The sequence below is a fragment of the Paraliobacillus sp. X-1268 genome (assembly GCF_003426095.1).
GTDB classification, from domain to species: domain Bacteria; phylum Bacillota; class Bacilli; order Bacillales; family Amphibacillaceae; genus Paraliobacillus_A; species Paraliobacillus_A zengyii.
On sequence record NZ_QJSK01000028.1, the window covers coordinates 1 to 20,120 of the forward strand.

Below are 20,120 nucleotides of genomic sequence, written 5' to 3' on the forward strand. Positions count from 1 at the left end.
TTAATTTTATCAGAAGGTATCCTTTTTTACTTACTAAAATTTTCGATTTTATAAAAAAGTTGCATCTTCCAACTACCGTTGGAAGATGCAACTTTTTATTGTTTATCTGAGTTTTGTCCCAGCCTCTCTTTATTTTCACAAAATTGCTATTGCCCCAACAGTTCTTGATTCTATTCAACCTGTAATTCACCTTTGACCCATACAAGCGCAGCATCAATTGCGTTACCTCCCTCCTTCATCTGTCACACCTACTTCTCGCTGTGATGTTTATGGATGTAAAAAATTGTGTTCCATTTTTTTCACACTCCTTTTATGCTTATTTTATCAGATTTTTTAAAAGTTAAAAAAATGATAATTATTGACTGATATTGAGTGAAAATGATTGATTTTTGAAAGCGCTTAGGTTAAGATGTATTTAAGAGGTTGATAGAATGATATTTAGAAGCATTATGTAAACGCTTTAAGGGTTAAAAACATAATGGAAAAACATTAGAAATTATTTTTGCATTTTAAATTACGTATAAAATTCTATAAAACCTCTCAAAATAAACATACAGCATAACTGGAGGGTAAAAAATGAAAATAACAGATTTACTCAAAAAAGACACGATTCAAGTAGATCTAAAAGCTGATTCAAAGGCTGGCGTAATTGATGAATTAATCAATACTTTAGATGATGCTGGAAAATTAGCAAACAAAGAAACATTTAAGCAAGAAATAGTTAAAAGAGAAGAACATACAACGACAGGAATAGGTGATGGGATTGCTATTCCCCATGCTAAAACTGCAGCAGTGAAAGAGCCTGCTATCGCTTTTGGACGTAGTAAAGACGGTATAGATTATGATTCTTTAGACGGAAAGCCAAGTCAGCTGTTCTTTATGATCGCTGCTTCAGAAGGTGCTAATAATGAGCACTTAGAAACATTAGCACGTCTTTCTAGTATGTTAATGGATGAAAATTTCCGTAAAACATTGTTAGAAGCAGAAACAAAAGATGCTATTTTCAATGCTATTAATGAAAAAGAACAAGAAAGATTAGAAGAGGAAGAATCAACCTCTTCTACAGATAGCTCTCAGAAGAAAATTCTAGCAGTTACAGCTTGTCCAACAGGAATTGCACATACATTTATGGCTGCAGATGCTTTAAAGAATAAAGCAAAAGAAATGGGCATTGATATCAAAGTCGAAACAAGAGGTTCTGGTGGCGCGAAAAATGTTTTAACTGCAGCAGAAATTGAATCTGCTGATGCTATTATTGTAGCTGCTGATACAAAAGTGGATATGAATCGCTTCAAAGGAAAGCCAGTTGTAGAAGTTCCTGTAGCAGACGGTATTCGTCGCCCACAAGAATTAATCGATAAAGCATTAAGTGGCAAAGTTCCCAATTTCAAAGGAACTGATGAAAAAGCTAGTGCTAGTGACGATAACGAAGAATCAACGAAGTCAAATCAAAATTCTTTCTACACACACTTAATGAATGGTGTTTCTCACATGTTACCGTTTGTTGTTGGTGGTGGAATTCTAATCGCAATTGCTTTCATGTTTGGAATTGAAGCACATGTACAAGGTAATCCTGATTATAACCGTTTCGCTGAAGCATTGAATACTATTGGTGGCGGAAATGCCTTTGGATTAATGATTCCAGTATTAGCTGGTTTTATTGCAATGAGTATTGCCGATAGGCCAGGACTCGCTCCAGGTATGGTCGGCGGTTTCATGGCATCACAAGGTGGATCAGGTTTTCTTGGTGGTTTGATTGCAGGTTTTCTTGCAGGTTACATTATTCTTTTATTGAAAAAGTTATTAACAAAATTACCACAGTCACTTGAAGGAATAAAATCAATACTACTTTATCCTGTATTTGGTATCTTTTTCACAGGTATGATTATGTTCTTTGTAGTTGATACACCAGTAACTTGGTTTAATGAAGCACTTGGTAGCTGGTTACAAGGAATGGGTACAGCCAATGCAGTAATTCTCGGCTTGGTATTAGGTGGTATGATGGCAGTTGATATGGGTGGTCCAGTTAATAAAGCTGCATACACATTTGGTATTGCAATGATCGCAGATGGTTTCTTTACACCGCATGCTGCAATCATGGCTGGAGGTATGGTACCACCACTTGGTATTGCTTTAGCAACATTTATCTTTAAAAACAAATTTACAAAACAAGAACGTGATACAGGTGGAACGAATGTTATTATGGGGCTTTCCTTTATTACAGAAGGGGCAATCCCATTCGCTGCGGCAGATCCCGCACGCGTAATTCCTGCTGCTGTTGCAGGTTCAGCTGTTGCAGGTGCATTATCAATGGCATTTAACATTGGAATTCAAGCTCCACATGGTGGTATTTTTGTTATCGGGTTAGTTGAAGGAAGTGCACTTCTTTACTTACTTGCAATCGCAGTAGGTACTGTTGTTACAGCAATGCTCTTAGGTATTCTGAAGAAAAATAAAGTTTAATGCAAAAAGCGATGTTCCTAATGAAGGAGCATCGCTTTTTTTATTATTCTATTAATTGGTTTTCTTTATCATGTCATGTACTTTTGCAATCTCTTCATCAGACACACTTAAGTAGTAAATACCATCTATTGTAGTACCTTGACCTTGTAACATATAATTACTAACGTTTTGTCTCGTGTTACTATAATTCAAGAATAAATCTTGCATATCACTAAAGTCCATGTTGGTAGCTACATTGTCACCAAGAACATCAAGAATATCACCAATCTTTGTCACAGATCCAATACTTGCTCCTTGGTTAATTATGCCTTCAATAACTTTTCGTTGACGCTTCGTTCGGCCAAAATCACCATCTGGATCTTGTTTACGCATACGCACAAATCCCATTGTTTCTGCACCATTAAGGTTTAGCTCACCTTCAGCATAGTGATAGCCCTCTTTGTAATAGCCAGTATCTACCCAATCGATTTCATTTTGAACAGTAATTCCACCAACAGCATCAACAAGACCTTCTAAACCTTCCATATTGATCTGTACATAGTAATCCAATTCTACATCAAGAAAATTCTCTACAGTATCAATTGTCATATCTACACCACCAAAGGCATAAGCATGATTAATCTTATCTTCTGTACCTCGGCCAATAATCTCTGTTCTTGTATCTCGCGGAATACTAACAATTTGTAAACTGTTATCTGCAGGATTTAAGGAAAGGACCATTAGTGCATCCGAACGACCAGGGTCATCTCCACGTTGATCCGTTCCAAGTAATAAGACATTTAATTGTTCTTGATTTTCGATCTTCTCTTTAGCAATATCCGTATCAATTGTATCTACGGGTTGGTGAATTTGACTATCTACCGTTTGCTGTGCATCCATATAAACGGAAATCACAAAACCAACTATTGCTAGTACTATAACTAAAATCACACTTAACATGATTAACAGCCATTTTTTCTTTTTCGACTTTTTTTTGGTTGTACGCTTAACATCCACCATAAAGTGACACCTCTTTCTACGTTTCCATTTTTGAACTATTGGACTATTATACTACAATATTCCAAAAAAACATCCACTATATTTTGTAATGTTTTTATAATTTATTTAAAATACATAAAAGTCGAACTAATAGTATGTTTTTTTGAAAAGCATTCGTAAATGAGCTTGTCAAATTATGTCTTAGATACTTCCAAATTATCAAAATAATACCTTCTCGAGAACCGTTTTCTACTAGCAGGAAATTAAAACAAAAAGTAAAAAAGCAGGAAAACCACTCTCACTTATGGTTTTCCTGCTTTTTTATTTGTACGCGAGCAATAATTTCAATTACTAATCAAATATTCAAGCTGTTCTCCAGCTAAAAAGCGCTGTAAGTTTTCTATTGTTACATTCCCTGTTCGCTCAATTGCTTCAAATGTTGCGCCTCCAATGTGAGGTGTTGCGATTAAATTCGGTAAATAAGGTAAGCCATTAGTAGGCGGCTCTTCAGCAAAAACATCGAGTGCTGCACCTTTTATTTGGCTAGTTTTTAAAGCATCTATTAAATCGATTTCTTTCACTAAACCACCGCGTGAAACGTTAATTAAAAAGCCAGTAGGTTTCATTAAACCTAACGTTTCTTTATTAATCATCTCTCGGTTGTGATCATTTACCGTCGTACAGATGACTACAAAATCAGATACAGCTAATAATTCCTTTAATTCAACAAATGTTACATTTAACGACTTAGCTGCCTCTTCGTCTTTATGATTGCCAAATGCAACAACATCCATATCAAACCCACTTGCGCGTTTCGCTAAAGTTTTGCCAATCGCTCCAAAACCAATCACTCCTAATGTTTTTTTCTGTACTTCAAATCCTACAGATAGTTCCCAATGCTTCGCTTTAATCTGTGTATCCTTTACTGGAATCTCTCTAGCAGCAGCTAACATTAACCCAAAAGCTAAATCTGCTGCTGAAGGTGCATTCTGACCAGGAGCATTCGTTACGGGAATACCCTTTTCTCTTGCGTATGCAACGTCAATGTTATCGTACCCCGCACCATATTTCATAATGTATTGTAGATTAGTAGCCTGATCAATCACTTCTCGATCAATTTTTACGACTGTCACAATAATTATATCCACATCTTTCACATACGAGAGTAATTCACTTTTTTCAATTCCATTATCGGTATGATATAAGGCTTTTACTTCAATTCCTAATTTTTCAACATCTTTAATGAATTTCGGATTCGCTTCGTAAAACGCATCACGTAATAATACTAGTGCTTTCAGCTTTCTCATCCCCTTTACACAAAAAATATTCTTTTCATATAAAAACCCAACCTTCTCAATAATTTATTGGAAGATTAGGTTTGTTAAATTCTTTATTTAGTTAATGCATGTACACGGGCCATTACTTCTGATTCAACTAATTGTAGTTTTTCTTTAGTTGTTTCTAGTGTATCTCCTGTTACTGCGAAATAAAATTTTATTTTCGGCTCTGTACCAGAAGGACGTAAACAGAACCATGATCCATCTGCTAATTTGTATTTTAATACATTTGATTTTGGTAATTCAATTGTTTCTGTTTGATTAGACGCAACTAGTTTGCGCACACTCGCTTGATAATCTTCAATCGTTACAACTTTCTGGTTAGCTATTGTAGCTGGTGGGTTATTTCTGAATTCAGATAATAAACCTTGAATTTGCTCTGCACCGTCTTTTCCTTTTAATGTTAGAGATTGTAATGATTCATAGTAATAACCATATTCCTCAAAAATAGCTAACAGACCTTGATACAAAGTTTTACCTTGCGCTTTATAATATGCTGCAACCTCTGCGATTAGCATACAACTTTGTACCGCATCTTTATCACGAACAAAATCACCAATTAAATAACCATAACTTTCTTCGTAACCAAACAAGAAGCTTTTCTCGCTACTTGCTTCAAATTCTTTTATTTTTTCACCAATAAATTTGAAGCCTGTCAAAGTATCAATCGTTTCTAAACCGTGTTTCGTTGCAATATCTCGGCCTATTTCTGAAGTTACAATTGTTTTTAATACTGTAGCATTTGATGACAATTTACCTTGACGTTTCTTCTCAGTAATTAAATAATTTAAAAGAAGTGCACCAACCTGATTTCCAGACAAAACCTGGTAGTTCCCTAATTCGTCTTTAACCGCAACTCCTACACGATCCGCATCAGGATCTGTCGCTAATAGAATATCTGCACCGTTTTTCTTACCTTGTTCAATTGCTAATTCAAATGCTGCATGTTCTTCAGGATTTGGCGATTTAACTGTTGAAAAATTCGGATCAGGAAGTTCTTGGTCTTTTACTATCTCAATGTTTTTAAAGCCCATACGCTTTAACCCGTCACGTACAGGAATGTTTCCTGTTCCATGTAACGGTGTGTAAATAATCTTAAAATCATTTGCTACCTTTTTGACATTCTCTCGATTTACTATAATCGATTCTAATTGTTTTTGGTAAGCTTGATCGACCTTTTCACCAATCATTTGTAATAGACCCGTATCTTTTAATCCGGCCTCATCTGCAACTTTCACTTCTAATTCATTTTCTACTGCATTTACTTTGGAAATAATGACTTCTGCTGCTTCTGGTGGAATTTGACCACCGTCATTGCCATAAACTTTGAAACCATTATATTCAGGTGGATTATGGCTTGCCGTAATGACTATACCACTATAGGCATGGAGATAACGAACAGCAAATGATAATTCAGGTGTTGCACGTAAACTATCAAATACGTATGTCTGGATACCGTGTTCACCTAATGTTTTTGCAGCTTCCATTGCAAATAACGATGATTTGTAACGACAATCATAAGCTATGACTACGCCACGTGTTTTCGCTTTTTCACCGTTTTCTTCTATGTAACGAGCTAAACCCTCACAGGCTTTTCTTATTGTATATATGTTCATTCGGTTCGTTCCTGGCCCCAATTCACCGCGCATACCACCCGTACCAAATTCCAATTCCTTGTAAAAGCTATCTTCCGATAATTTATCGTCTGTTGAAATATCAGCTAGCTGTTGCTTTAATTCTGTATCTAACTGCTCATATTGATTCCACTTTTGAAAATTTACTTTCCAATCCATTTAAATCGCCTCCATTTTGTTTATTGTTACTACTAGTTTACCGGTTTATTTTTTATATCCATCTGGATGAGTCCGATGCCAATCCCATGCATGACAGATCATTGTTTCCAAGTCACCGTACTGTGGATTCCAATTCAACTCTTCTTTTGCCTTAGTAGAAGAGGCAATAAGTGTTGCTGGGTCACCTGTACGTCTCGGCACAACCGTAGTAGGAATCTCATGCTCCGTAACTTTTCTGCATGTTTCGATAACTTGTTTCACAGAAAAACCATGGCCATTTCCTAGATTATATATCGCACTCTCATTTTTTTCGATCATTTTTTTCACAGCTTGATAGTGTGCTTGTGCTAAGTCAATAACATGAATGTAATCACGGACACATGTACCATCTTCGGTAGAATAGTCATCTCCAAAAATAGAAACCTGATCTCGTTGTCCCAAAGCCACTTGAAGTACAATAGGAATTAAATGTGTCTCAGGATCATGATCTTCTCCAATACGTCCATTTGGATCTGCACCCGCCGCATTAAAATAGCGTAAACAAACTGATTTTAAGCCATAAGCTTGATCGCTCCATTTTAGCATTTTTTCAATAGCAAGTTTTGTCTCACCGTAAGGATTTGTCGGTATTGTAGAATCAGCCTCTGTTATTGGTACGGAATCTGGCTCCCCGTATGTAGCAGCTGTAGAAGAAAACACAAACCGCTTGATATCATATTCAACCATTTTCTTAAGAAGAGCATGCGTGCCTATTACATTGTTTTCATAATATTGAAGTGGGTCTTTGACACTCTCACCTACGAGAGAATCTGCTGCAAAATGAATTACTGCGTCGATATCATGTGTTTGGAATATCTCATCAAGTAATCGTTCATCTTTCAATTCTCCTTCATAAAAAGGCGTATCAGCTATCGCATCACGATGTCCTTTTTGAAGACTATCTAATATAACTACTTCTTCTCCTTGGTCTTTCAAATACATCGCTGTATGACTGCCTATATAACCAGCACCGCCTGTAATTAATAAACGCATATGTTTCCTCCTCTTTTCCCTTATTTCTATGTCAGTATATGTATGTATAGTTACTAAGAACTAATTATATCAAAAATTCAGGCGTTAGTCTCTATAACTAAAGTAAAAGGTGAAATAATTAATACGCTTACAATTTAATTATTTATAGCGACATCATTAATTTGTAAGTTATAGTCGAATTTTTTCTTTTCAACAGTTCAGATATCTAGCATTATCCTTCCGTTTGTTTTACAATGAATGTATATGTAATCGTTATGAAGAAAAGGAGCGATCGTTCGTGTCCATCGAATATCAAAAAGAAGAGATAAAAATTTTCACTCTAAGTTCTAATCCTGCTTTAGCAGAAGAAATTGCAACATTGTCTGGTCTGGAATTAGGTGACTGTTCTGTTAAAACCTTTAGTGATGGTGAAATACAGATTAATATTGAAGAGAGTGTACGCGGCTGTGATACATATGTAATCCAATCAACTTGTGATCCAGCAGACCAACACATTATGGAAATGTTAATTATGCTAGATGCATTAAAACGTGCTTCTGCAAAAACAGTTAATGTCGTAATTCCTTACTATGGATATGCACGACAAGATCGTAAAACAAAAGCACGTGAACCAATTGTGGCCAAGTTAATTGCTGATTTAATTCAAAAAGCAGGCGCTTCTCGTGTAATTTCACTAGATCTTCATGCAACACAAGCACAAGGATTTTTCGACTTGCCTGTTGATCAGTTAGCCGGTATTCCTATTCTAGCTACTTATTTCTTAGGTAAACAATTAGAAAACGTCGTTGTTGTTGCGCCTGATCACGGTAGTGTCAAAAGAGCACGTCAATTCGCTGATCGTCTTCATGCCCCAATTGCTATTTTAGATAGACGAGGTCCACGAGATGTTGACTCGTCTCAATTAAATGTCGTTGGTGACATCGAAGGAAAAACTGCTATACTCATTGACGATATTGTTGATACGGGAAGACGTATAACAATGGGGGCAAAAACACTAATCGAGAATGGCGCCAAAGAAGTTTACGCTACATGTACACATCCTGTACTATCTGGAATTGCAAAGCAAAATATTGATAATTCACCAATTAAAGAGTTGGTTGTAACAAACAGTATTCATATTCCAAAAGAAAAGTATAGCGAAAAGATAATAGAATTAAGTGTTGCACCATTATTTGCTGATGCAATTTCACGTGTTCATAATCAAGAATCTGTTAGTTCACTATTTTTTGATTAATCAACTAAAAAAGGAGGAGCAGCACCCTAAACTGGGTATGTTGCTCCTCTTTTTTAAAATTGTTAAACGTAGTATTAATAAATAAACCCTACTAAACTCGGGATTAGAAATTTACCCCAAATAATTGTAATACTTGCAGCTAATATCATTGCAAGTGTTGAAAAAGTTGTAGCTTCTTCTCCGTATTCTATTGCTTTATTCGTCCCAACTCCATGCGCACTCATACCAAGTGCTAATCCTTTTGCAATTGGCGATTTGATTGCTAGACCTTTGATTACACTCGGTCCAATAATTCCTCCTACAATACCTGTGATAATTACAAATACAGTCGTTAAGGTTGGTAGTCCACCAATATCCTTAGAAACTTCAATAGCAATTGGAGTTGTAATCGAACGAGGTAGAACACTTACTAAAAAATTTTTATCTAAATGTAATAGTAGAGACATTCCAAAAGATGTAAACACAGCAATTAATGACCCGACTGTCACACTTACCATAATCATTCCAATATGTTTTTTTAACAGTTCTAAATGTTTATATATTGGGATGGCAAATGCGATTGTTGCAGGTCCAAGCATATGTGTTAAGAATGTTGCACCACTTATATAGTTATTTGCAGGAATTTTCAATAAAAAAATAATTCCTATTATCAAAATAGGAGTTAATAATAACGGATGAAATAATGGAAATGTCACTTTTTTATTTAATGCTTTGGTAAGTCGGTATAAACCGAACGTTAGTATCGTCACAATAATAATATTCACTAAGCATCCGTCCTTTTGGGTTTCTCAAACCAGTCAGCAATAAAAGCAGTCAAGGCCATCACAATAAATGTACTAAGACCAATAATTAAGACAATTTCAACACCTTGCCAGCTAGCAATTTCATCATAATTAACAATACCAACAGCTGATGGAATAAAAAATAATAATAATTCTGCCATTAACCAATTGGCTCCTTGTTCTACCCATTCTAGTTTTATGATTTTGAAAAATAACGCCAAGAATAATAGTACTAAACCAATCATGGAGGCCGGTATAGGGATGGAAAGAAGCTGCTTCAAACCAATAGCCAATAGCAAAAAAACATGAATAAATATAATCTGTATTAAAATTTTTCCGATTCTCATCCTGAACACTCCTACTTTTTCCGATACTGATTACTTGTTATCTTCAGCATACTACTGCTAGGAGTATTCGTAAAATACATAGTTATTATAATATGTATAACTTATAGTTATACACTGATCATTTTATAAATTGAATAAATGTCCGTCCTGCAAAGGAAAGATATTTATCTTTTTTCTGAATTACTGCTAAATTCCAAGGGATGACTGGTGTCAGATCTAACACATGAACCCTATCACTCTTTACTCGTTCACAAATCGACTTAGGTAAAATCGTAATACCTAGATTAGCAACAACCATCTCAGACATTAGGTCCCATTGTGAACTTTTAAATAAAATTTTAGGTTCATACCCTGCCTGCAAAAATTTCTCCCACATTAGATCATGCAATGCAAAATCTTCGTGGTAAAAAATAAATTCTTCTTCCCCTAATTCACTCAAATCGACAATATCCCGATTAGCAAGTGGGTGATCACGATGCACAATCACTTTCATATCTTCTTTGACAATAGGATAGCTATCAAACAAATTCTCATCAACTGGCAAAACCGTGACAGCTAAGTCCAACTCCCCTTCTTGGACGCTTTTCACTACTTTTGCTCCCCCATATTCAGTAATTGTTATTTTAATATTTGGATACAACTTATGAAACTTCGCTAATAAATCCGGGAAAAACAAGCTCCCGATAATAGGCGGTAAACCAAAATGAATTTCTCCCCGTTTCAATTCTGTCAGATCATTTAAAACTGTAGTCATATCTTTTAAATCATTATTTATTTTTTTTGCATATTCATAAACGACCATACCAGCATCAGTTAATTCACTTGTTTTATTTGTACGAATCAGCAAGGTCATACCTAATTCTTCTTCCATATTCTTCAGCATTTTACTTAATGCTGGTTGCGATACATGTAGGACTAATGCAGCTTTTGAGATACTTTTCTGTTTTGCTACTTCAAAAAAGTAGTGTAATTGGCGTAACTCCATGAGACAAGCTCCTTTTTTAAAAAAATTCCCCAATCTATTTATATTATTATCATAATCGACCCGCTTCTGTCGATATAATAGTTATATATTAGACAAGTAGGAGCGATAAAATAATGACAAAAGCAATATTTTTAGACCAATTAAACGCAATTCAAAAACAAAACACTTGGTTTTTTTCATTAAAAAGTGCATTACATGGTTTAAATGAAGAAGATGCAAAGCGTAAGGAAATTATAAATTCAATTGAGGGGATTGTTCAGCATTTAATTTTTTATAATGATCTAGAGCTTAGAAAATTCAAAGGCGAAACATTGGAACAAAGTTTCAAGTCTGATCATATAACCTATCGGAATAAAGAACAAACAAGCTGGATTGCAACAACAGTGACATTACATGCTATTTTACACGATTGGGAGCAATCAATTAAACACGCTGATCAAGAGAAAATAAGTGCCTGGGAAGAAACATTATCATATCTACTTTTACACAATGCCTATCACATTGGACAAATTGTTTATATAAGGAAACTAGTAGGAGATTGGAAAAATAAAAACGGTGTTGATTATAACTTTTAATTGAATAGATTGTTAGATTTTACTATACATTTTAAAAGGCAAGCATGTACTCCTTTGAGTACATGTTTGCCTTTATTCGTAATTATTTTGATTGTAATTCTTTTAATAGTAATGCAATACCTTCTTGACTTAATACAACTTTACCATCAAAAAATGATTGGTTATCATCACTAACTTCACCTGTTATAGCACAAGCTTTTTCTGCTTTAAACTTACGTAACACAATCTTTTCACTATCTGTAAAAATCTCTAAAGGGTCTTTAGGATCGATCCCAAGAGAGCTTCGTAATTCTTTTGGTAAAACAATTCTTCCTAGATGATCCGTTTTTCTAACAATTCCTGTGCTTTTCATTATATGTATTTCTCCCTAGTAATTATAGTATTTATTAATAGAATAACACATTTCAATCGTTTTGTAATTTTTATATACCAAAACTTGTTAGTTAAACTAAGAAACTAGTACGCTTCTAGTTTCCTAGTTTACCAACTTACTTAAAGTTATATTCCGTTACAATTGGTTTCCGGTTTTTAGATTGATCATTAAAATATTCATATAAAGAAATCCCTAAAAATGAACCCGAAACATTATAAATATTGCTATAGCCTAAATTATTTAACGTTGTTACTGCATTATAACTACGTTGACCAGAACGACAATGTATATATACCGGCTGATCTTTCGGTATCTCATCCAAACGATTTCTGAATTCGCTTAAAGGAATATTTTTTGCATGTAATAAATGTCCTGCTTCAAATTCGTTCCTTTCACGCACATCAATAATAAAGGCATTATTCTCTATTAAATCTCTCATATCTGAAACTTTCACTTGTTTGACATTACCATTTAGTATATTTAAACCTACCAATGCTGCAAAATTAACCACATCTTTCGCTGTACCATAAACTGGTGAATATACAAGTTCTAACTCTTTTAAATCCTCCAAGTTACCATTCATCATAATCATCGTTGCGATTACATCTATTCGCTTATCGACATTTCCTTTACCAATTGCTTGTGCACCTAAAATTCTTCCAGTCGGTACTTCAAATAATAATTTAAAATGCATTACATTACTTTTGGGCATAATACCTACTTTATCTGATGGAATCACATAAACAAAATCATAATCTACGTTCGCTGCTTGCGCCATTTTTTCATTAATACCCGTTGATGCAGCATTAAAATCAAATATTTTAATTACTGAAGAACCTATTACACCTGTATTGCGATGTGGAATTCCATACATATGATCCGCAGCCGCACGTGCTTGACGTTGTGCAGGTCCAGCTAATGCTAAGCGTGTTTTTTTATGTGTAATCTTATGATGCACTTCAATTGCATCCCCTACTGCATAAATATCATTGTCTGTAGTCACATAATTATGATTAACTTTTATACCACCCGTAACACCAATTGCAAGGTCTGCTTTTTTTGCCAACGTGGTTTCTGGACGTACACCTATCGCCATTATAACTGCCTGTGCATTAATTTTCTTTCCTGATTGTAAATAAATTACTTTTTCTTTCACTTTTTCAATTCCATCATTCAAAACAAGATTGATCCCTTTCTCTAACATTTCTTTGTGTAAGATTTGGACCATATCATAATCAAAAGATGTCATCACTTGCTCTTGTGCCTCTATTAGTGAAACTTTTTTACCAGCACGTACTAAGTTTTCTGCTACTTCTATACCAATAAATCCGCCTCCAATGACGGCAACATCTTCTATTCCTTTTTGTTTCACATAATTATTTAATTTTTCAATATCCACAACATTTCGAACTGTAAAAACGTGGTTACTCGCTATGCCATCTAGTGTTGGTATAATTGGATTTGCACCTGGAGAAAGCACCAGCTTATCATAAGCTTCTTCATATATTTTACCCGTTTGAATATTTTTTATTGTTATTGTTTTTTTTGTTCGGTTTATTTTTATTACTTTACTATTTGTTCTCGCTTCAATTTTATATTGTGCATCAAACTTGCCTGGATTCATTAATATCAAACGTTGACTATCTTCAATTTCACCACTCAAATGATATGGTAAGGAACAGTTTGAAAACGAAACATGCGGGCCTTTTTCAAACATTACAATTTCAGCTTCTTCATCTAAACGTCGAATGCGGGCTGCTACAGATGCACCACCTGCAACGCCACCTATAATTAATATACGTTTGCCCATCTCTTATTCCTCCTATATTCACAATAGCTATTACATATTTCTTATTATACATATAGGGGTATGCGTATTCAATGAAAAAGTTCAGTATTCACAAAAAATACACATCTCCATTTTCCTAAATATGCGTAATAAAATAATAGGTACGTTTTATAACAACTAGCTATATACAAATGAATTACATTATTCGCATTCAATAAATAGTTGAATGGAATTTTTCACTTAACAGCTATGCGTCTATTGAGGAACGAAGTAAACAGTTAGGAAAGAAAGTATAAATCAAATGAAAGTGGCATTAAAAAATCTTAATAAAGATAAGAGGTTCGATCCCCTTATCTTTATTAAGATTTTCAATTTGATTGTAGTAATTGACGAATTACTTTTTATCATGCAATCCTTTTTGTAAATTTATCATTTCTTCTGCAAGCTTTTGAATTCTATCAGATACATTAGGATCTATAATTTCATTTACTTCATTAAAAGAGTCATCATGACTAAAGACATTTATTGTTGGGACTAATCCCTTAAAGTAAGAAAGAATTGGCTTTAACTGATATTCGGAAACCAGAAAATGACTAGCCGATCCAGCTGTGGTTACCATTCCCGTTACTTTTCCTTTGAAAGCATCTATAGGTAGATGGTCTAGTAGATTTTTTAATGCTCCAGAAATTGATGCTTGATATATTGGTGAACCTATTACGAGAAAGTCTGCCGATATAATCTTGTTTACCACTTTAAATGTATCTGCATTATAATATGCCAAGGGCGATCCATCGACAAATTCAATATCATAATCTCTTAAATCTATTAATTCTGTTTCTATCTTTTCATCAAATTCCTTTGCTGCTGATAAGACTTCATGAACGAGAACATTTGTCTTCCACCCAGCTAGCGAACCTGATATTCCTACGAGTTTCATAAGTATTCCTTCCTTTCCTTACATGTACAGTCAAACATTTATTTGAAATGGTTTTGGACTTATTATAACACGTAGATTTTTTAGTTAAAAAAGTTTCACCTCAATACAAGATGAAACTTTGCAAAACTATTTTCAGATTACTCAAATGGGTATCTTAATTCCCACTGATCCCGTATTCTATCCATCAGTTTCATGATCTCATGTGATTGATCTAGCGAGATTACATCACTTTCCAATCGTCCATTTTCCAGCAAACGACCGACTTCTTCTGCTTCAAATTTATAACCAGAGGACGTACGGTCATCAACAAATGACTCAACCTCTTCTTTATCTACATGTAAATGTGCTTCGTGCGCATTCAAAAATGATGGGATTCGGATATAACCTTTTGTTCCATGAATAGTAGCTTCATTTGTTAAACTTAGACGAATTGCTCCGTTTAAGCTAGCCGTTTTCCCATTCTGATACTTTAATAGCATAGAAAATCTTTCATCGACACCTGTTTCGCCAATTTCAACTGTACTCATTATTTTTTCAGGATTAGCTCCAAAAACCATGGATGCAAATGATACGGGATAGATTCCAGCATCAAGTAATGCTCCCCCGCCAAGTTTTGGATTTAACAAACGCCATTCTGGATCCCATGGTGCACGAAAACCAAAGTCAGCTTTGACTAATTGAACCTCTCCAATTTTATCATCATCCAACCATTCCCTTACTTTTTGAATTGCTGGTAAGAATCGTGTCCACATTGCTTCCATTAGAAAAAGTTGCTTCTCGCGAGCGAATATGATTAACTCTTCTAATTCTGCTGTGTTTACAGTAAATGGTTTTTCACATAATACCGCCTTTCCTGCACGTAAACATGTTAGAACATTTTCTTTATGATAGGGATGTGGTGTTGCAACATAGATAACATCAACATCAGGGTCTTCTGCTAATTCCTGATAAGATCCATAGGCAATTGATGCGCCATGTTCATCTGCAAATTTTTTCGCGTGTTCCAGATTCCTTGATCCAACTGCATAGCTTTCCCCGTTATCTACATAAGCTAAATCTTTGGCAAATGTCGCTGCAATTCCACCCGTTGCTAAGATACCCCACTTCAATTTATTAGTCATACCATTACTCCCCTCAATATGATTTCGCTTACATAATACCTTATCTACTACTTTACCACAAATATACAAAAACTGTTTTATGAAATATAGTTACAATTAGAAAAAATACATAATCACCATATAACATTTCCTTACATCGGAATTACCATCAACTGCGACGTAACGTTTTGGTCTTACTCGCTACGTCAGCAAATGCTTTCCCTTTCCACGGGCACGGCCTCAGCTAACTTAGTAAAGCATAGAACGCTTTACTAAGTGGATCTTCGGCTCGCGCTGTTCCCGTAGGAGTGTCAAGCATTTGCTTCCTTCGCTAGTGGAACTATTTTTAAGCGTAAGACAGAATTAATCGAAACATTTTCAAGAGACTAATGATTAATGTGTTTATTTGTAGTTCATAAAATATTTAAAGCAAAACTAGCGGAGCAATTGAAATGGGTGAGACTCCTGTGGGAACAGCGAATGTTTTTGATGGGATGAGTAATCGCAATCCCACGGGCTGAAGATCCACTCGGAAAGCGAGCCCATTTCACTGTGGAGCGGGTAAGATCTTCTGTTATGTAACAATTTCTCTCTGTTGTAACTGGTAAACAGAGAAACAATTCATAAAAAGAGCATATAAAAAAACAGATGAAGGTCTCTGTAGGAGTAGCTTCATCTGTTTGCTTTTTAATTCCACTGTATAGTAACTGGTAATAATTTTTCAATTGCTTGAAGGTCTGTCTGTTTTTGTTCTTCTGTCATTAGTATTCGGATAATCCCTTCATCATCACTCGTTCTAATTAAACGGCCAATTCCTTGTCTAATACGCAACATCATATAAGGATAATCTACTTCATTTAATGAATCTGAAGCATGATTTCGTTTCGCTTGAAAGACAGGATCCTGTGGTGGAAATGGTAAAGAAGCAATAATAACTTGGTTTAAAGCTTCTCCAGGAACATCTAAACCTTCCCAAAGGTTGTAAGAACATAAAACAGAAGCAATGTCTGTTTGAAAATACTTAACTGATTCACTTATTTCTCGATCGCCTTCATAAATAATTGGAAAGTCAAATGACTTTTCTTCTGCCCATTCACGAAATTGATTCATTTCAAAGAGAGAAGAGAAAAGCACTAACGATTGTCCATTGTTTTTAATTAGGCCTTCACCTAGTGTTGTCCACTTTTCTTCCAAGTTTATTTCTGAGACAATGTGACCCTTAATCTCCATTTTCTTTTCATAATCAAATGGTGAGTCAACCGTAAAGGATTCAAATGCTTTAATTCCTAAACTCTTAGCGATATAAGAAAAATCACCTGCTTGCGCTAACGTCGCTGATGAGAACACAAATGGTATCTTTTGCGAGAATACATCCTCACCTAAAATGTCTTCGACTAATCGTGGCATGATAACAAATGAAGTATCAGAATCACTTTCTTCTAACCAAAATATCCCTTGATCATCCTTTAATAAAATCGATAAACCATAAGAATAAAACTCCAAATATTCTTCAATGATCTTTACGTGATACGGATCAATTGTAAATAACTCGGAATCAAATACTAGTTGCTCAAGTAATTGTGCTACTTTATCATCTAAAGTTTTGATTAGTTTTAACATTTCAGTTGATAATGGTACTTCTTTTCGATTCGATCCTTTTACCATTTTTGCTGATGCACTAAGAGATTGGAACCATTCGTCATTTAACGTGATAATGTCCTCTACTAAATAAAGTGATTCTTCCCGAACATCTTGACTCATATAGCCTGTCAATATTGACTGTAATGTCTCCGCGTGGAAACGATACGTCAAACCTTTTTGTGCGGCGAATTCCAGTAAATGTCCTTCGTCAAAGACAACACAACTAGCCTCTGGAAGTAATGGCATCTGCTCTTCTCGTTTACGAGATTCTTTCGTCCAAATGTGTTCCATATAAAAGTCATGGGAACAGATAATTAAGTCTGTTGCGTGTCGATAATAATCCCGATTTAAAGTTTGTCCACTACGATGACGCCATTCACATGTAGAACATTGTTGAATTGGATCCCATGCAATTTCTTTCCATTTCTCGTTTGACACCCACGGATACTCTTTACGATCTCCATACCTTTCAAAGGACTGCATAGAAGAGCCTTGCTCAAATACAAAATCCGGAATATCCTCATGCACTTTTAAGATATCTTCATCATCGGTTTCATTCGCTAAAGGATCTAACTTTCTCATACAGACATATTGTTCACGTGCTTTAGCCAAACGAACATCAACAGTTAAATCTAAAGCCTTTTCAAGTTTTTCAATATCGCCATTTTTTTTCACTAATTGCTCAATTAATGTTTCATCTGCACAAGAAATAATTGCTGGCTTTCTCATATATCTTGCGTAACAAATTGCATATAGTAAATAAACAAATGTTTTACCTGTCCCTACACCTGCTTCAGCAAAAACCGTGCTTTTATTTTTAAATGTATTTTCAATTTGATAAGCCATATAAATTTGTTCGTCACGAAGTTCATATCCTTGCTCAGGTAATATATCATAAAATACATCCCCGATATAATCGCCTAATCGATCAAAGAAGTTTTCTTCTTTAGAAATTGTGAATGGAAGTGATTGCTGTTTCAATTATATTTCTCCTTTATACATAATACATACTATAGTTTGCACAGTATTCTTAATAATAACAGATAATGCACAGACTTGCGCTCCTTTTTAACTAATTGCAGTTAAAAATTAAAAAAGCTACCCTAAAGAGTCGAAATTCAACCTTTCAGGGTAGCTTTTTTAATTACCACTATTCATTTTATTACTGTCTTTCGAAATTAAAATTTTTTTATTATATTACTATTTATTTGCTTCGTGTACTTTTAATTGCTTTCCTTTTATAGTAGTATGCCTCATTTCTTTTAACACAAGAGGTCCTTTACCATTTAAGATTTCTACGTAAGATAATGTTTGTTCAATCGTTATGATCCCAATGTCATCAGCAGTTACACCGTCAATCTTAGCTATCGTCCCTACAAAATCTACTGCCCTTATTTTCTTTTTCTTTCCACCATTAAAATAAAGCTTCATGATATGTTTATTAAGTTTTTCGCTTTTATCTGTTTTTAACTTCGGTTTTGTTTCAATTTTACGCTTAAAAGCAGTTCTTAACTTATCAACCTCTGCTGTCAAAGGTGCTTCAACTCTTGTAATCGGAGTATGAGTATATGCTTCGATTTCGATTAAAAACTTCTCTTCATACAACGTCATAAATGTGATGGCTTTGCCCGTTTTACCAGCTCGTCCTGTCCGTCCAATCCGATGAACATAACTTTCTTTTTCTAAAGGCATATCATAATTAACAACGAGAGAAACGTTCTCAACATCAATCCCTCTAGCAGCTACATCAGTAGCCACTAAATAACGAAACTCGCCTCGCTTAAATGCCTTCATTACAGCAAAACGGTCATCCTGATCAAGTCCACCATGAAGTTTATCACATGGATAATCAAGATTTTGAAGTTGTTTCGTTACAAATTCAACTTGCTCTTGTGTTCGACAAAATACAAGACAACTGTCTGGATTTTCAACAATTGTGATATCCTGTAAGCGTGCTAGTTTTTCTTCATTCGTTACTTCTATTACCTGTTGTGTAATTCGATCAGCTACATTACCCTTTGCTTTAATTTCAATTTGTGTTGGTTCATTCATGTATTTATAACAAAGTCTTTCTACATCTTCTGGCAATGTTGCTGAGAATACACTCGTCACTCGTTTTTTAGGAAGTGTTTCAATAATCGCAGCTACTTGTTCGATAAAACCCATATTTAACATTTCATCCGCTTCATCAATGATTAAATAGTTTACTTGGTCAACTATCATGGTTCCTTTATCAATATGATCCAGGACACGTCCAGGTGTACCAACTACCACATGCGATTTTTGCTTCAATTCCGTTTTTTGCTTATCAAAAGGCTGCTTACCATAAACGGCTGTTGCTTTAATTCGTTTGAATCGCCCTATATTTGTGATGTCCTCTTTCACTTGTTGAGCAAGTTCACGAGTAGGTGTCAAAACCAATGCTTGTGGTTTATTCTCAAGCCAGTCAACTTTCTCACAAAGCGGAATTGCAAATGACGCCGTTTTTCCACTACCTGTTTGAGACTTAACAACAAGATCCTTATTTTCTAGCGCAGTTGGAATAACTTTTTGTTGTACTTCTGTTGGTGTATCGTAATGTAAATCTGTAAGTGCACGAAGAATTTCATCACTTAAATTATAGTCATTAAAAGATATAGTCATCGGGTTACTCCAATCATTTTTTGCTTTCTTCTCTCACTCTATTGTGAAAAGATTCTATTTACAAGCTTTTTCTCTACTTTACCCAAAACAACTACGAGAATCCACTCCATT

Annotated in this window: 17 protein-coding genes; 3 read left to right on the plus strand and 14 right to left on the minus strand. The window is 34.9% G+C overall.

Features of this window, described 5'->3' with window-relative positions; all coding sequences use genetic code 11:
- A partial coding sequence (locus D2K62_RS19220; RefSeq protein WP_232828042.1) for a hypothetical protein occupies window positions 1-217 on the minus strand: 217 nt, incomplete at its 3' end.
- 359 nt (window positions 218-576) lie between these two features.
- Between D2K62_RS19220 and D2K62_RS17255 the strand changes: the two genes are divergently transcribed.
- Complete coding sequence (locus D2K62_RS17255) at window positions 577-2,463, plus strand: PTS fructose transporter subunit IIABC (protein WP_112181931.1); 1,887 nt, start codon at window positions 577-579, stop codon at window positions 2,461-2,463.
- Between the two features lie 51 nt (window positions 2,464-2,514).
- Here the strand turns inward: D2K62_RS17255 and D2K62_RS17260 are convergent, their stop codons facing one another.
- The 4 genes from D2K62_RS17260 to galE all read right to left on the minus strand — a co-directional run bounded on the left by D2K62_RS17260 (window position 2,515) and on the right by galE (window position 7,603).
- On the minus strand, window positions 2,515-3,462 hold the full coding sequence (locus D2K62_RS17260) for an LCP family glycopolymer transferase (protein WP_112181932.1): 948 nt from the start codon (window positions 3,460-3,462) through the stop codon (window positions 2,515-2,517).
- Between the two features lie 323 nt (window positions 3,463-3,785).
- Complete coding sequence (locus D2K62_RS17265; RefSeq protein ID WP_117148975.1) at window positions 3,786-4,748, minus strand: phosphoglycerate dehydrogenase; 963 nt, start codon at window positions 4,746-4,748, stop codon at window positions 3,786-3,788.
- An 83-nt stretch (window positions 4,749-4,831) separates the two neighbouring features.
- The gene (locus D2K62_RS17270; protein ID WP_117148976.1) at window positions 4,832-6,571 is read right to left on the minus strand and encodes a phospho-sugar mutase; all 1,740 of its coding nucleotides are present in this window, start codon (window positions 6,569-6,571) and stop codon (window positions 4,832-4,834) included.
- 45 nt (window positions 6,572-6,616) lie between these two features.
- Entirely contained in the window at window positions 6,617-7,603 is a 987-nt protein-coding gene (gene galE, locus D2K62_RS17275; RefSeq protein WP_112181935.1) for a UDP-glucose 4-epimerase GalE, read from the minus strand.
- A 277-nt stretch (window positions 7,604-7,880) separates the two neighbouring features.
- Between galE and D2K62_RS17280 the strand changes: the two genes are divergently transcribed.
- Window positions 7,881-8,837 (plus strand): ribose-phosphate diphosphokinase, encoded by a 957-nt coding sequence (locus D2K62_RS17280; RefSeq protein ID WP_112181936.1) that lies wholly within the window; start codon window positions 7,881-7,883, stop codon window positions 8,835-8,837.
- A gap of 74 nt (window positions 8,838-8,911) precedes the next feature.
- On the opposite strand, the gene D2K62_RS17285 is transcribed toward D2K62_RS17280, so the two are convergent.
- The 3 genes from D2K62_RS17285 to D2K62_RS17295 all read right to left on the minus strand — a co-directional run bounded on the left by D2K62_RS17285 (window position 8,912) and on the right by D2K62_RS17295 (window position 10,951).
- Complete coding sequence (locus tag D2K62_RS17285) at window positions 8,912-9,601, minus strand: LrgB family protein (protein WP_112181937.1); 690 nt, start codon at window positions 9,599-9,601, stop codon at window positions 8,912-8,914.
- Window positions 9,601-9,966 (minus strand): CidA/LrgA family protein, encoded by a 366-nt coding sequence (locus D2K62_RS17290; protein WP_117161820.1) that lies wholly within the window; start codon window positions 9,964-9,966, stop codon window positions 9,601-9,603. Before D2K62_RS17290 ends, D2K62_RS17285 begins: the two co-directional genes overlap by 1 nt.
- A 118-nt stretch (window positions 9,967-10,084) precedes the next feature.
- Window positions 10,085-10,951 (minus strand): LysR family transcriptional regulator, encoded by an 867-nt coding sequence (locus D2K62_RS17295; RefSeq protein ID WP_112181939.1) that lies wholly within the window; start codon window positions 10,949-10,951, stop codon window positions 10,085-10,087.
- Between the two features lie 113 nt (window positions 10,952-11,064).
- On the opposite strand from D2K62_RS17295, the gene D2K62_RS17300 reads away from it, so the two are divergent.
- A complete protein-coding gene (locus D2K62_RS17300; protein WP_112181940.1) occupies window positions 11,065-11,526 on the plus strand; it encodes a DinB family protein in 462 nt (153 codons plus the stop codon).
- Between the two features lie 82 nt (window positions 11,527-11,608).
- On the opposite strand, the gene D2K62_RS17305 is transcribed toward D2K62_RS17300, so the two are convergent.
- The 6 genes from D2K62_RS17305 to D2K62_RS17330 all read right to left on the minus strand — a co-directional run bounded on the left by D2K62_RS17305 (window position 11,609) and on the right by D2K62_RS17330 (window position 20,009).
- Entirely contained in the window at window positions 11,609-11,878 is a 270-nt protein-coding gene (locus D2K62_RS17305) for an AbrB/MazE/SpoVT family DNA-binding domain-containing protein (RefSeq protein WP_112181941.1), read from the minus strand.
- A 136-nt stretch (window positions 11,879-12,014) separates the two neighbouring features.
- A complete protein-coding gene (locus tag D2K62_RS17310) occupies window positions 12,015-13,709 on the minus strand; it encodes an FAD-dependent oxidoreductase (RefSeq protein ID WP_117161821.1) in 1,695 nt (564 codons plus the stop codon).
- A gap of 373 nt (window positions 13,710-14,082) precedes the next feature.
- A complete protein-coding gene (locus D2K62_RS17315; RefSeq protein WP_112181943.1) occupies window positions 14,083-14,625 on the minus strand; it encodes an NADPH-dependent FMN reductase in 543 nt (180 codons plus the stop codon).
- Between the two features lie 137 nt (window positions 14,626-14,762).
- Entirely contained in the window at window positions 14,763-15,746 is a 984-nt protein-coding gene (locus tag D2K62_RS17320) for a Gfo/Idh/MocA family protein (protein ID WP_117161822.1), read from the minus strand.
- Between the two features lie 666 nt (window positions 15,747-16,412).
- On the minus strand, window positions 16,413-18,347 hold the full coding sequence (locus D2K62_RS17325; RefSeq protein WP_117161823.1) for an ATP-dependent DNA helicase: 1,935 nt from the start codon (window positions 18,345-18,347) through the stop codon (window positions 16,413-16,415).
- Between the two features lie 219 nt (window positions 18,348-18,566).
- Window positions 18,567-20,009: a DEAD/DEAH box helicase gene (locus tag D2K62_RS17330; RefSeq protein ID WP_112181946.1), complete on the minus strand. Its 1,443-nt coding sequence runs from the start codon at window positions 20,007-20,009 to the stop codon at window positions 18,567-18,569.
- Between the last annotated feature and the right edge of the window lie 111 nt (window positions 20,010-20,120).